Here is a 12,876-nt window from a genome sequence, read left to right as displayed (position 1 = left end):
TGACACAACGACTCTAAGTAGGTCCCTAAACATGGGCGTAGGACATGACCTGTTTGGCCCCCTGCGCTCCTGCCGTCCAGCGCTCTCGGCTTTGCTTATTTGCTGTTCTGGCGCCGTCTAAGTGCCTGCCTGTCAAGTCTAATAGGCGGGCGATCACGATTCATTGGTCGTCAAGACGCAGCTGGCCAGACTGGAATACTGAACTAGGTGCGCAGCCCGGACGCAGTGTGGGTACTGCCTCTTTGTTGCGCCGACACCGTGGTGAGGATCCTGGACAGCCGCGATTTGGGCCCAGCTTGCCGACCTAAACTTCGGCAAGACTACTCTCGCGTTCATGACAGGGGATGGGTCTGCACGTGATTTCAAGATTAAGGTACTTGGTCGGACACTCGAGCATCTTGGTGTTCAAATGTATAAACGCAGAGACGTGGCTCTTGCCGAGCTTGTTGCGAACTGTTGGGACGCCGGTGCCTCCCACGTCGCTATCACGATTCCCAAGAACCAGGTCTACGACAAGGCCCGTTCCAGCATCGTTGTCGCTGACGATGGCTGCGGCATGACTGCTGACGATGTTCAAGAGGCGTACTTAGTAATTGGTCGTAACCGTCGATCCAGTGGTCAGGTGCCTGTCAGTGGTCGACCGGTGATGGGAAGAAAAGGCGTCGGGAAGCTCGCAGGCTTTGGTATCGGCAGGAACATGACAGTCGAAACATGGCGAGACGGGGTCGTTACTAGCTTCACTTTGAACAGCGCATCGCTGAAGGCTGACGATGGTGAAACCGCCGACCACAAAATAGAAGGTTCAATAGCAGCAGTGCCGAATGGCTGGCCCCCGTCGGGCTCGCGAGTTATTCTCACCGATCTCAAGCATAAGACACCTCCTGACATCGATGGACTCCACGAGGCCTTGGCGCGCCGCTTTAGCCGGTCGGTCACGGGAAGTATGGCAATCCAAATTAATGAAGAGCCGCTCCGATGTCCAACAATCGCGTTTTCCCAGCGTTGGCCTGTGGGAGATTTAGCGGAAAACGCGGAAACCCTTTCTGATGGAACTGATTTCTCCTGGTGGGCAGGGTTCTCAGACAAAGTGCTGCCAAGCGAGCTGCAAGGATTCACCATAATCGTGAACGGCAAGACTGCTCAAGCGCCACCATTTTTCTTCGGCGTCGAGAGTTCCGCGTCGGGCCAGCACGGCACAAAGTACCTTACCGGTGTCATCGAAGCAGATTTCTTGGATTCAGGTGTAGATGACGAAAGTGACCGGATATCGACGGACCGTCAAGAAGTAGACTGGGAGGACGATACAACGGCACTCCTGAGGGAATGGGGTGCACAAAAAACCCGAAGCCTCCTTTTGGAGCGGGTGAAGTCACGAGAAAATAAGACTGAAGATCTTGTGATGAAAGTACCCGAGCTCGCTGCCAGGGTAAGCCGGCTCGATAAAGAGTCGGAGCGACGCGCACGCCAGTTCATCCGGAAGCTTGGATGGTCCGAAACGGATCATGACAAATTATTAGAGTTGGCCGATACAATCGTCAGGGCTTTCGAATATAGGCAATTCCACGATTATATTGATGAGCTTGAGCGCGTCGCCACGGTGGAGCCGCTACAGCTCACGGAGCTTGTATCGCACTTGGCCGGCTGGCGAGTATTGGAAAGTCGCGCCATTCTTGAGGTAGTTCGCGGTAGGATCGAAATTCTCGACACGTTTCACAATATGTTGGCTGACGACACGCCCGAGACTGCACCTAGGGCCGGCGCCGAGAGTTTGCACGATCTGATAGCGAGCTTTCCGTGGTTGATAAATCCAGAATGGCAAACCTATTCTGAAGAGACAACAATTTCAAAGCAGTTACGCGAATGGGGTGACGCCGACATCGCTGCGGATGATCGGACCCGCTATGACTTCCTTGCGCTGAAGTCTGACTCCCAATATGTGGTGATCGAGATAAAGCGGGCTTCGCATGCCGCGACATTGGACGATCTTCAGCAGCTAGAACGCTACGTCAACAAGCTGGGTCAAGCGCGCGAATCAGTATCGGGGCTGTTTATTGCCGGTGGCGGCTATAGCATGGCCGATAGAATGTTCGACTCTTGGAAAGCGCGTGATTTGATTGAAGCGACCGATTGGGCGACCATACATGAGAGAACGCGTAAGTATTACGATCATTACAAAGCTGTGCTCGACGGTGATGTTGACTCCGATAGTTTTTCGAGAAAACAGAGGGAGGTTGGTCGAACACGAACTGTCCTTGAGCGCGGTGCCTACCGAGGGGCGGAAGGCCGCGCGGCTGGCCTCGGGGAGCAGGACGTCCAATACAAAACATAATGTGCGTCGCGGGAAGATCTGGACGGTGCAATCTCTCAAAGATATAACGAACCCATCGGCACCGACGGGCCGAAGCAGTTAGGCCGATTCGTCTGTGTCGCCTGTCTTCTGTCGACGCCATACCTTGCTCTTCTTTCGCGCCCGCCCTAGTAATCCGCCGATCTTGTCGATGCCCTCGCTCGTGGCACCAAGCGCTAACGCCGCGGTCTCACTGGCGACGCCAAGGGCAGCCGTAGCCGTGTCACCCACTCGTTCGACCGCCGCGCTCGCGGCGTCCCAGGCGCTTGGCGCGGTGAAATCCTGCCAGTCCTGCATGTGCGCACGTCGGGCTTCACCGAAGCGATCGACGTCGGCGCGTAGCGCGGGAAGGCTGCGCTGCAAACCTTGCACGGACCAAATCCGGAACCCGTCGATGGCCTCGGTCTTGGCGACAGCCTCTAGGATCTGGCGCGCCCGCTGAAACAGTGCGTCGTCCTCGATGATCTGTCTGGCTAGCAGGTCGCGTGCGTCGTCGAGAACCTGTTGAACGTGCTCGGGTTGAGTCGCCTCCACTCGAGCCAGTCGCAGGCGTTGCCACTTGAACAATGATTCCTGTGCCACGACAAGGAGATTCAGCGTCTCGCCGAGCTGGTCGCTCTCCACGGCGTTGACGACGAAGCCGGCGCGTTCCTGGATCGGTTTCGCTGGATCGAAGGACCGTAGTGTGCGGTCGGCGTGATGACGAAGCTGCTCCACGGTGCGGTTGAGTGCGGGCCCGATGCCGGCGATGGAGTCCCAATCCGCGTCCGAGAACGACCCGTGCTTGTCGAGATAGGCGACCGTGCGGTCGATGGTGATCCGGTCGCCGAGCACATCGCCGGACCGGTTGGCATGTGCGAGGCGCAGTACTTCTTCAACCTTCCCCTCTACTCGCTGGACCGAAGCCTCTACTTCTGCGATCGCGGACTTGAGTGCGAGCTGCACGGCCACCATCTGGAGTGACATCATCCGTGTCGGAGTGAGACTGGCCTGTTTCCATTGCAGCTGGCTTACGAATTTCTGGTCGGCCCCGCGGGTCATCATCCGGTAGAAGCCGTCCGTACCGGGGATCAGTTGGCCCTTCTGGATCGCCTTGACGCTGTCGGGGTGCAATTGCACAAACTTCGCCGTCTGGCCGAGAAACGATGCTGCCCCTGCGGCCAGACCGGTCGCGTTGCCCAGCGCAGCCTTGTCCACCCCCATGACGCCGATCGTATGGCCGGCGACACCGCGTATACGGTCGACATAGGCCTCGATCTCCGTCGGGTCACCGGCGACCAACAGGCCTTCTGGCTGCACTGCAACGGCCACTTCGCCCTCCTGGGCGATGACCGCGGGCAGATCATCCGGCACGTGGTCCGTCGGCGTCGGTGCTGCCGGATCAAGCTCGCCGGCCATACGCGTCTCCTTTGCTCCTGCGCGGCAGTCTAGGTCAGTGTCGGCGTATCGGCCCTCGATCGGCACAGGTCGACGAGGACCGTCAATTCGTTTTTGATTGACCGGCGATCCTGCGGATGATCGCACGTCGCGATGTCTCCTGTGGGCTTGCACAGTACTTGGCAGGGGGTAGCTTGCGCTGTCGGTCGAGCGGCCAGTTTTCTCCGGCCTGGCATCTGTCGCCGTCACGACGAGAACTTGTCGGAGGGCACTGTCATTCTGTTCGGCTCGCGTGTGCGAGCGACTACGAACAACGACTGGAGCACACGATGACCGCCTGCCTGGACCACGCTCACCCGACCACGTGTCACCGTCACATTCGTGCCGCAAGCTCGATTCGCCCACCCATCGATGTGGCGCCCGCAGCTTCCGGATCGACTACACGGGTACAGCTTTCCACCCGCGAACTGGAGATCCTCGTCACCTGGCTGAAGACTGACAGCAAGACTGCGGTCGGCCAGGAGCTGTTCCTCGCACCGAGCACGGTGCGGACCTATCTGGAACGGATCCGGGAAAAGTACGCCCATGCCGGGCGCCCGGCACGTACCAAGGCTGCACTCGCCGCTCGCGCCATCCAGGACGGCTACATCGGACTGGACGAGCTGTGAACTGCGGAAGGCCGGGACCGGCTCTCCGGTGGAGGCAGCATCGGTTTGGAGGCTCCTGCCGTGACGGCCTACCAGCACACCCCGCGGTACGACATGCCAACCGCACTTCTGCTCCGCGAATTCGCAAATGTGTCGGTGGCCGCTGTCATCCTGTGCGGCTGCCTGCTCACAGGCAGTGCCATTCACTGCGAGAGGTAGGGCAATGACACATCCACGGCACGGCCGCAACTATGCGGCCGAACTCGACGACGACCTGTTGGACCGCATTACGGAAGTCGTCACCGGAGGCGATGCCATCGAGACGTTGAGCAACAAGCGCACCAACTGGGTGGCGGCGTTCGACCGCACGGGGGTGCGGGTGGAGACGGAGCGGTCCCGGGAACGTGGGGCAGGACCTCAGCTGGTAGCGGCATGGATGATCGTCGCGGCCTGGGAGCAGTTGTGTAAGAACGGAACTCTCAGCCACATCGAACTGCTCAACGATCTGAAGGTAATGCGGTCGGCGTTCGTCTGCGCATTGCTCGCGCTATTCCGTGATGTCGTGGTGGTGCAAGATCGCCCGGCTGTCCTGGAAAGGGTCACCACGCTGTGAAGTACACGAGTCGGGCCGTGAACTACGGCTGGGAATACTGGCGCCTCAACCGCATCGATGATGGCAGTCCTCAGTGGCTGGCCATCAGCCGGCCGGAAGCGCGTGCAGTCATCGACCGATCCAAAGTGTGGACACTGATCCCGGATCGGCGGATATTTCTCGCCAATTGGGTTGTGACTGAGGACCATCACCGCCAGGAAGGACCCGGGCTTTGGGTCCACGAGAACATCGACATCGATGAGGCCCGGGAAGTCGCCCTGGAGGTGCCGCAGGTCTCGCCGGAGGACCTGACCCTGATTCTCCGACCGGAGCGCTGCCTCACACTCGATCAGCTTGATCGGTATCCGGCGGACAAGATCCTCGGATCTCGTGTTGCGCGGCTGCTGCGCCGCGAATAATCCGCAGTTATTGCGGAGGCCGCAGTATCTGCGCTATCGTTGGTCATGTCGAACTCCTACGAGCAGATTCGCAACCACCTGGCCCACGCGGAAGGCGCCGACACTGCTGCCCAGGCCCTGCAGTACCTGCGGCTCGTTCTGACAGAGGTCGGCAAGTTGCTCGACGAGCAGCTAGCTCGTGCCGTCGTGGACGACGAAATGTCCATTGCGGCAGCGGGAAAGAGTGCTGGCCTCACCGAAAACGCCGTTGGGCCTCGCCTGGCCAACACCGCCAGGTTGGCTCCGTACGCAACAACTGAACGCCGCGTCACTGCCGACGATGTCAAACGCGCCCGCAACGACAAATGGGCCAACACCCCGCTGCCGCCGGCAGCGCCATCCGAACCGATGCGGTTCAAACCGCGCCGAAACAACAAGCTTTCCTAGTATTTCCAGAAAGGCTCCATCATGGCCAACTCGAATCTCAGCCACCTCGTGTTCCTGCTCGACCGGTCAGGGTCGATGCAGTCGATCAAGTCTGACGTCATCGGCGGGTTCCACGCCTTCCTCACCGAACAGCGTGACGCCGACGGCGAGTGCGTCGTGACCTTGGCGCAGTTCGACGACGAGTACGAAGTCGTCTACCGCGGCATTCCGCTGGGGCAGGTGCCACAGTTGGACCTGTCTCCACGCGGCTGCACAGCGCTGCTGGACTCGATGGGCAAGCTCATCACCGACACCGCCGCCGAGATCGATGCGCTGCGCGAGGACGACAAACCGGGCACGGTGGTCGTGGCGATCATGACCGACGGTCTGGAGAACGCCAGCGTTGAATGGCAGCGACCGGCCATCAAATCCCTTGTCGAGCAACAAACCAACGACCACGGCTGGGCGTTCCTCTACATGGGCGCCGATCAAGACGCGGTGGAGGTCGGAGAGGGCCTGGGCGTCAAAGCCGAGCAGTCCGTCACCTATGCGCGAGGAAAATCCCGCGACGCATGGGTTGCGGCCTCCGGGAACGTGCGCAGATACCGCGGCGACAAGCTCGTCGACCCGGTCGCCGCCATGCCCGCGTTCACGGACGAACAACGCGCCGGCTTGTCCGACGGCTGATCCTCAGCGGCCGGGTGTTGCAGTGTGCCCGCTGTGCGACTAGCAAGACGTGGGACGGGTGTCACTGAGGAGGAAGCATGCCCTACGACAGGGATGGCGGGTTCGTGTCCATGAATGACGCACTCGACGCGTGGGAGCCGATCGCAATCGAAGTTCTGATGGATACCGCGAAGAAGTACAACGGCTTCGTCACGTATACCGAACTGTCCAACGCAGTCCAAACCCGCTCGGGGATCGGACACAAGGGGTTGTTGACGAACTGGATTGGCGGTCTGTTGCAGCGGGTCATCTACCACTGTCGCGACCACGGCATCCCGCATCTCAGCGCTCTGTGCGTCACCGCAGACGGCACCGTCGGAACCGGTTACAGCAACGTCCCACTACTGATCGGTGACGTCGAGTCGATGAGCCCAGAGCAACTGAACGATCATGCGGCCCAGATGCGGCTTGAGTGCTACCGGCACTTCGGCGCAGAGTTGCCGCCAGGCGGTGGTGAGCCAACGCTGACACCCAAGGCCAAATCGGCGCAAGAGTGGAAACGCGCACAGGCCAAATTGGCGGAACCGCCCAAGCTCTGCCCGGTTCACTTCATCACGCTGCCCGCGACGGGAGTATGCGATGAATGCCACTGACCGGTCGCTGCTCATGTAGCAGCGGCACGCGCTTTCTTGCTGCCGCCCAGGTACTTCCGGCGTGCTCGTTGTGCAGCCGCATTATCCGTGTCGCCGCGGGTGGCTAGAAGGATGTCGACGGCGGCGGCGAGCTTGGCCAAGCTCTCGACAAGTCGCAAGCGACAGTCAGGGGCGGCCCTGCCCGAGCAGAACGCTATCCACTGGCCCGGCCTGGCCTTCGCGAGTTCGGCGATCTCCAGGATGCGAGGTGTGTGTCAGCCCTGGATCGGGATGACACTCGTCGATCTCCCAGTCGATGTCCAGGACGTAAAGGGTCTTGGTGTCTCCGCGAATGCACCGGATCAACCTCTCCACGTCGCACCAGTTCTCGTGCATGCACCCCGCCACCGTGCTCTCGCACACCGAACCGGCGAGCGGGACGGGTGAAGTCAGTTCCCCATCCTGGTAGCGAGCGAGGACCACGTCGGTGAACCCGTACCTCAGATCGGCTGTTGATACCTCGGTGACCACCTGCACGACACCCACGCCCTCGATCGGGATTTCCGCGCGCTCTCGAAACACATAATCTGGGTAGCTGATTGAGGAAATCTGGATGAGATCACGGTCAGTGTTGGGTAGATAGCTCTGTGTTCCTGCATATTTCAATATTACTGAGAGACGCCGACAGGGCCGGTTGAGATTTGCTGTCGATGCGATAGGCCCGATGCTCGGGGGTGAGACGTTTCGAGCGGTCGCCCGGCATCGACCTGCCGATGAGTCCAATCTTGTGAGAACTTTGTAGTCCGATCAATGACCCGCAGTCACTCGCGAAAACACTCCGGCTTGTCTCTTGGATCGGCGTCCAGACCCCGCTGCCAGAGCCCGCGATCCGTGTGAGTCGGACTTGTCGGTACCCCATGCGATCCTGATCAGCTCGCCACCCGCGGGCATCTGAGCCTGACGGATGGAGACGCGTGATGAACTTTCAAGGACACCGATGAGCAGCAACAAGAACTCCTCGGGCGTGGGCGGGCTCATCTTCTTCGTCTTCGTACTGATCGCGCTGGTTCCGAAGCCGGTCTGGATCGCCCTCGGCGTCGCCATCGTGGCCGGACTGGTGTGCTGGCTTGCGTACAAAGGCGTAGTTGCGCTTGAGAAGTACGGATATGAGAAGCAACAGCGGGACCGTGCACAGCAAGCCGCGACGGCCGCTAACGCCAAACATCAACGCGAAGAAAGGGTTCGAAAGGAGAAGCAGCGGCGCATCGACACGCTCGGCAAGCAGAATGCTGCACTCGTCGAATCCGCGCTGAGCGCGGTGAAGGAGGTCGCCGCATCCGAAGCCGCCCGCGCGGGATGGCTGGGCGACGTCGACTTCAGCGCCGACATCAAGGGCATCACCGACAACTTCGAGAAAGCGCACGCGCTACGCGGCGTCATCGGAAAGCTGTCGGCACTGGACAAGCCCAGCGCCGAGGACCGCAAGATCCTCGCCGAGGCCAAGACCACCGCTGCCACCCTGGAAGTCGCTGCGATCGAACGGGTGGAGCTCGTCGGAAAGTGCGCCAAGGAAGCGCAACTCATCGACAAGTCGCTACGCACCGAACGTGAGGACGCCCGGGTCGCAGAACAGCGCGCCGAGTTGCACGCGAAGTTGAGCGCCATGCTCTACGGCATCGAGGCCACCCCGGAAACCACGCAGCAGGATTCGGCGGTGGATGCGGTGATGGCACGCGTGCGGGCCTATCGGGAAATCAAGCACCAGATTCAGCAGGCCCGTGACGCGGGAGGTCAGCGGACGTGACATTCCCATGGCGGGGCTAACTCGCACGGGCGGCGAAAGCCCCACCCGCTCGATTTCGACACCCCGGCTGACCTGGTCGACCGACGTTTCGCCGGCACCGGGCCAATCGATCTTTGGTGTATGGACGTTGCCGGCTCCTTCCCGCGTGACGGCAAGGTGTACTGCTCCGCGTTCCGGACTGCTTCTCACACATGATCGTTGGACCCTGTTACCGTCCAAACATCAGGCAAGGGGGCAACTGATGTGTGCAGCTGATGTGCGGTTGGACGCTCCAGCGTGAACACCGTCGAGCTGGTCGCGGTGCTCACCGCGTCGTGCGCCGTCTTCTTGCTGGTAGCAGGTATCCATTTTGGTCGTGTGAACAGGTGCTGGCTCGTTGCCCTTGCGGTTGCTTGTGGATGCGGGCTGTTGGCCATGTTGCTCACGGACTGGCCCTTGGGCGTGCTGTCGAAGTTCTGGGCAGATCACTCGGTGCTGAGCGCTGTGTTGAGCTCGCTGCTTCTCGTCGGCGTCGGGTTTCTTGCGTTCGAGGTGCATGACACTCGGGTGCAGTCCGAGCTCGACGACAATGTCACCGCCGCGGGGATGGGCGGCATCGTCGATCACGTCGTGGACATCGAGGTTGCACTTGCTTTGGCGTCGGCGCCGAAACCGCCAGATCCCGTGCAGTGGGGCGATTGGTCGGCAAATGGCCGCCCGTTGAGGTGGCTACGGGACCGGCGCGAACTGCTCAATCGGGCCGAGACAGGTGGTCCGTCGCCCACCGATCCACGTCGCCACGAGCCTCCCCCTCAGCTTGCCGATGGAGCGGACTCGTGGCGCACGGACCTACTCGACCAATGTGTTCGGCGGGTGATCGCTGCCTTGCGCGACTGGGCGGCCGTCCTGGGCAGATCCCGAAATGGGCAGGCGGCGCTTGTCGATTTGGGAAAATTGCGCAACGAGTTGCTGAAAGTTCAGGCCGCACTCGTCGCGGGGCGTATGTCCGAGGCGTGCCGAATCATGGCGCGCCTGCGGCGGGATTGTCGCGTCATCGCCCTCGCCTTGGAGATGCGCAGCGGGGTCGAGCAACCCCGAGCAGAAGTGCTGCGAACTATGGAGCCGTTCGACGACAGCGCCCAATCCGGAGATTGGCTCGTGCGGACCAAAGCCAGGCTTGAGCGAGACACCTGGAAGAGCGCGCGGGCACGTGCCGAAAACGACCTGATTCGGGGGCCACGCCGGGCCTGAAGATTGAATAGACCGCTCTGGTTGGACCGGATACTCAGCGACGGTTCCACTTCTCCACCGGATGTCATACCCCTCTGGGACACTGAAGTCGACGATCGGGAAAGAGCGCAGATGGAGTCGACAACCACACCGAAGCTCGGCGACGCGTTCGCAGAGGCTATGAATTACGCGGCAAAACTACATGCGACGCAGACCCGGAAAGGCGGGGACATCCCGTACTTCGGACATCTGATGTCGGTGTCGGCACTGGTGATCGAAGCCGGCGGCAGCCAGACGCAGGCGATCGCGGGTCTTCTCCACGACGCCGTCGAAGACCAGGGCGGAAAGCCGACTTTGGACGAGATCGAATCCCGGTTCGGTTCGGCCGTGGCCAAGATCGTATCCGAATGCAGCGATACGGATGAGATACCGAAACCGCCGTGGCGTGATCGTAAGGAACGTTATATCGCGCACTTGCGGGGCGCCTCCGACGACGCCGTCCTCGTATCGCTGGCCGACAAGGTTGACAACGCCCGGGCGATTCTCCGCGACCTGCGTTTGCACGGTGACCACCTCTGGCAACGCTTCAACGTCAAGGATCCGCAACAGCATCTGTGGTACTACCGCAGCCTGCTGGAGGTGTTCGAGGAGCGGAGTGACAGTTGGCTGGTGGATGAGCTCCGGTACACCGTGGAGCAGATTGCGGCGCTAGCCGGTCCTACTGTGCGCACTTAGTTGCGACAGCGACCTGACCTGCAAGAAGGGGCCAGCTTGTACGTCGCGACCCGGACACCGGTCTCTAAGATCGCTACCGCGCGTTGACCGGTCAGCAGAGGATCGATGGCGTCGTCGGGCACGAAGCTTTGTTACCACTGACCACGGCCCGCGGGCTTTGGGGGCGTGGTCGGGTTGCGGCCGACGCTAGCTCCACATCCGCGGCCGGCGGGGCCGTTGGTAGTCGTCGCGTGATTCGAGGACCTTGCCGTCGTCGTCTTCGGCCCACCACCGCTCGAACGTTCCACCCCGCTGCGTGATCACCCGGTGCAGCTGCACGAGAACGTATTCCTTGGTGCGGTCCAGGGCTTTGTGCGGGGTCACCCCGATCTCATACCCGTGCACCGCGAGCTCAACGGTCCCCACGTCGGAGCTCATGTAGAACGTCACGGTCACGCGAACACGGTGCGGGTCAGTCATTTTCGATCCACGGATGAGGCTCAGCGGCCACCGGCGACGCGGCGCATCCCTCTGATCGCTCATGGTCCCCTTCCGTTGGTTGGCTTCTAGTCGAACGAGGCGACGAGCGCCGAATGGTCGGTCTCGCCGGCGAGCCGCGGCGCGTGGTCGAATTGGCACGCCTGGACGCGTTGAGCGAACTCCGGCGCGGCGAAGATGTAGTCGAGGCGAAACCCGTTGTCGCCAGGGCGGCTGAACCAGGAGTACTCGCGGGTGGTGGGGTGCAGAGACCGCCACACGTCGGCGTATCCGGTGGCGATGAGGCGACCGGGCATCTCGGGTCCGATGAACTTCGTGCCCTTGGGGTCTTTGTCGAGATCGTTGTTGCCCGTGTTGAAGTCACCGATGAGGAGGTCGACACCGCTGTTGCGGGCGCGGTCGATCAGGGCCTCCCAGTAGGGTAGCTTCGCGTGGGCCTGCGGCAGGTAGACCCCGCACACGATCACGCCGTCGAACTCAGCGCACCATAGGTGCCGAGCGGGCAGCTCCCGGGTGAACGGCGCCGCCCGATCGATGGGAGTGCGGGAGGCGACGAGCACGCCGTTCTGCTTCGGATCGGCCAGGGTGTGCGAGGTCTCATACCCGCCGCGTTCGAGCTGGGCGACCAGCGCGGTACCCGCGTCGTTGGCCCGGAACTCGGTGACCACGAGCAGATCGGCGTCGTAGCCGAGCAGCCGGGCGGTGAGCGCATCACCGAACTTGCTGCCACCGTGGCGGATGTTCAGTGTCGCGATGCGGATCGTCATGCCGGAGTCCTCTCGCTCGGCATGGAATCTCCAGCGAGCCGATCAGTATGGACGGGGGCACCGACAAGCCGCCGAAGTCTTCCGCAGGCACTTGTAAAGGTTGGAAATATGCGTGCGGGTGGCAGCCGCAGGAACAGCACGGTCGACATCTGGTCGCGTGGGTACACCTTCGGGTCACGTGATGGCGAGAGCGCGACGCGGTTTGACGTGCAGCGGCTCCGAATCGACTCGTCGTCTTTTCTCTCGCGGGGCAGGGGATCGGAAACCGGCGGTGCATCGTTGATTGTTTTCCTGGATGGCGGTTTCGTAGCGCGATGACCTGTACGGGCTGGCCGCAATCCTTGGAGTCATTCCCAGTAGGCTTCCGCTTCCGTAACAACTGCGTCGAAGTAGCGCCGGCCTGTGTCCTTGTAGAACTCGCCGCCCTGAGCGATCGACGCGGCATCAGCTTCGGCCTCGGATCGAGTCTGCCAGTACCTGACTATGGAACCCTCGTGCAACTGACGGCTGCTGCTCGTTTCGACCTTCGCGTCGACTGCCCAGCACAACCCCGGCACGGTGATCCCATGAACGCTTCTATGCGCCGCGGCCCGGTCACTTTCGACCCCACACCGTCCATTAGCCCGTACTCGCAGACCCATGGATTTCCCTTCGACCGAATCAGGCTAACCGGGGTAAGGGCGCTGCGAGCGCATTCGCTGCGAGCGGTTCTTGCTGGCGACTTCCCGGATCCGCGTCCCGCGCACCGGGGCATTGTCGGTGCCCGCCTCTACTGTCTGCGCATCGAAACTCGCGGGAG

At 61.5% G+C, this 12,876-nt stretch carries 14 protein-coding genes; 10 read left to right on the top strand and 4 right to left on the bottom strand.

The genetic code is table 11. The annotated features are described in order from the left end of the window. Positions 1 to 334 precede the first annotated feature (334 nt). Positions 335 to 2,329 (top strand): ATP-binding protein, encoded by a 1,995-nt coding sequence (locus tag A5779_RS33180; protein ID WP_082941837.1) that lies wholly within the window; start codon positions 335 to 337, stop codon positions 2,327 to 2,329. 78 nt (positions 2,330 to 2,407) lie between these two features. Here A5779_RS33180 and A5779_RS24835 read toward each other — a convergent pair whose 3' ends face one another. Next, positions 2,408 to 3,745 carry a type 1 glutamine amidotransferase family protein gene (locus A5779_RS24835; protein ID WP_064886384.1) on the bottom strand — a complete coding sequence of 446 codons (1,338 nt, stop codon included), beginning with the start codon at positions 3,743 to 3,745 and terminating at the stop codon, positions 2,408 to 2,410. A gap of 308 nt (positions 3,746 to 4,053) precedes the next feature. Here A5779_RS24835 and A5779_RS34125 point away from each other — a divergent pair, with 308 nt between their 5' ends. The 6 genes from A5779_RS34125 (at position 4,054) to A5779_RS24805 (ending at position 7,106) form a co-directional block, all read left to right on the top strand. Further along, a complete protein-coding gene (locus A5779_RS34125) occupies positions 4,054 to 4,392 on the top strand; it encodes a LuxR C-terminal-related transcriptional regulator (RefSeq protein ID WP_082941836.1) in 339 nt (112 codons plus the stop codon). A 202-nt stretch (positions 4,393 to 4,594) separates the two neighbouring features. Next, entirely contained in the window at positions 4,595 to 4,984 is a 390-nt protein-coding gene (locus A5779_RS24825; protein ID WP_064886382.1) for a hypothetical protein, read from the top strand. A 17-nt stretch (positions 4,985 to 5,001) separates the two neighbouring features. Next, entirely contained in the window at positions 5,002 to 5,382 is a 381-nt protein-coding gene (locus A5779_RS24820) for a hypothetical protein (RefSeq protein ID WP_064886406.1), read from the top strand. 45 nt (positions 5,383 to 5,427) lie between these two features. Beyond that, positions 5,428 to 5,808 (top strand): hypothetical protein, encoded by a 381-nt coding sequence (locus A5779_RS24815; protein ID WP_064886381.1) that lies wholly within the window; start codon positions 5,428 to 5,430, stop codon positions 5,806 to 5,808. A 21-nt stretch (positions 5,809 to 5,829) separates the two neighbouring features. After that, entirely contained in the window at positions 5,830 to 6,474 is a 645-nt protein-coding gene (locus A5779_RS24810; RefSeq protein WP_064886380.1) for a vWA domain-containing protein, read from the top strand. A 77-nt stretch (positions 6,475 to 6,551) separates the two neighbouring features. Next, positions 6,552 to 7,106, top strand: a complete 555-nt coding sequence (locus A5779_RS24805) for a hypothetical protein (protein WP_082941835.1) — start codon at positions 6,552 to 6,554, stop codon at positions 7,104 to 7,106. A 165-nt stretch (positions 7,107 to 7,271) separates the two neighbouring features. Here A5779_RS24805 and A5779_RS24800 read toward each other — a convergent pair whose 3' ends face one another. Then, positions 7,272 to 7,667 carry a hypothetical protein gene (locus tag A5779_RS24800; protein WP_131811690.1) on the bottom strand — a complete coding sequence of 132 codons (396 nt, stop codon included), beginning with the start codon at positions 7,665 to 7,667 and terminating at the stop codon, positions 7,272 to 7,274. Positions 7,668 to 8,082: 415 nt separating this feature from the next. Here A5779_RS24800 and A5779_RS24795 point away from each other — a divergent pair, with 415 nt between their 5' ends. From A5779_RS24795 to A5779_RS24785, 3 genes are all read left to right on the top strand, one after another. Continuing rightward, the gene (locus A5779_RS24795) at positions 8,083 to 8,889 is read left to right on the top strand and encodes a hypothetical protein (protein WP_064886378.1); all 807 of its coding nucleotides are present in this window, start codon (positions 8,083 to 8,085) and stop codon (positions 8,887 to 8,889) included. 414 nt (positions 8,890 to 9,303) lie between these two features. After that, positions 9,304 to 10,119: a hypothetical protein gene (locus A5779_RS24790; RefSeq protein ID WP_131811689.1), complete on the top strand. Its 816-nt coding sequence runs from the start codon at positions 9,304 to 9,306 to the stop codon at positions 10,117 to 10,119. 111 nt (positions 10,120 to 10,230) lie between these two features. After that, the gene (locus A5779_RS24785) at positions 10,231 to 10,833 is read left to right on the top strand and encodes an HD domain-containing protein (protein WP_064886376.1); all 603 of its coding nucleotides are present in this window, start codon (positions 10,231 to 10,233) and stop codon (positions 10,831 to 10,833) included. A 186-nt stretch (positions 10,834 to 11,019) separates the two neighbouring features. On the opposite strand, the gene A5779_RS24780 is transcribed toward A5779_RS24785, so the two are convergent. Both A5779_RS24780 and A5779_RS24775 read right to left on the bottom strand, forming a co-directional pair. Next, complete coding sequence (locus A5779_RS24780) at positions 11,020 to 11,292, bottom strand: hypothetical protein (RefSeq protein WP_131811688.1); 273 nt, start codon at positions 11,290 to 11,292, stop codon at positions 11,020 to 11,022. 86 nt (positions 11,293 to 11,378) lie between these two features. After that, a complete protein-coding gene (locus A5779_RS24775; RefSeq protein ID WP_064886374.1) occupies positions 11,379 to 12,077 on the bottom strand; it encodes an exodeoxyribonuclease III in 699 nt (232 codons plus the stop codon). Between the last annotated feature and the right edge of the window lie 799 nt (positions 12,078 to 12,876).

The sequence above is a fragment of the Mycolicibacterium peregrinum genome, assembly GCF_001665625.1.
GTDB classification, from domain to species: domain Bacteria; phylum Actinomycetota; class Actinomycetes; order Mycobacteriales; family Mycobacteriaceae; genus Mycobacterium; species Mycobacterium peregrinum_B.
The sequence above is the reverse complement of the archived record's forward strand: the minus strand, read 5'-3'. Positions and strand labels throughout refer to the sequence as shown.

Bases quoted from the DNA above. Each gene is read 5' to 3' on its own strand.
- A5779_RS33180 (WP_082941837.1), top strand. From the start codon at position 335: ATGACAGGGGATGGGTCTGCACGTGATTTCAAGATTAAGGTACTTGGT.
- A5779_RS24835 (WP_064886384.1), bottom strand. From the start codon at position 3,745: ATGGCCGGCGAGCTTGATCCGGCAGCACCGACGCCGACGGACCACGTG.
- A5779_RS34125 (WP_082941836.1), top strand. From the start codon at position 4,054: ATGACCGCCTGCCTGGACCACGCTCACCCGACCACGTGTCACCGTCAC.
- A5779_RS24825 (WP_064886382.1), top strand. From the start codon at position 4,595: ATGACACATCCACGGCACGGCCGCAACTATGCGGCCGAACTCGACGAC.
- A5779_RS24815 (WP_064886381.1), top strand. From the start codon at position 5,428: ATGTCGAACTCCTACGAGCAGATTCGCAACCACCTGGCCCACGCGGAA.
- A5779_RS24810 (WP_064886380.1), top strand. From the start codon at position 5,830: ATGGCCAACTCGAATCTCAGCCACCTCGTGTTCCTGCTCGACCGGTCA.
- A5779_RS24805 (WP_082941835.1), top strand. From the start codon at position 6,552: ATGCCCTACGACAGGGATGGCGGGTTCGTGTCCATGAATGACGCACTC.
- A5779_RS24795 (WP_064886378.1), top strand. From the start codon at position 8,083: ATGAGCAGCAACAAGAACTCCTCGGGCGTGGGCGGGCTCATCTTCTTC.
- A5779_RS24790 (WP_131811689.1), top strand. From the start codon at position 9,304: ATGTTGCTCACGGACTGGCCCTTGGGCGTGCTGTCGAAGTTCTGGGCA.
- A5779_RS24785 (WP_064886376.1), top strand. From the start codon at position 10,231: ATGGAGTCGACAACCACACCGAAGCTCGGCGACGCGTTCGCAGAGGCT.
- A5779_RS24780 (WP_131811688.1), bottom strand. From the start codon at position 11,292: ATGACTGACCCGCACCGTGTTCGCGTGACCGTGACGTTCTACATGAGC.
- A5779_RS24775 (WP_064886374.1), bottom strand. From the start codon at position 12,077: ATGACGATCCGCATCGCGACACTGAACATCCGCCACGGTGGCAGCAAG.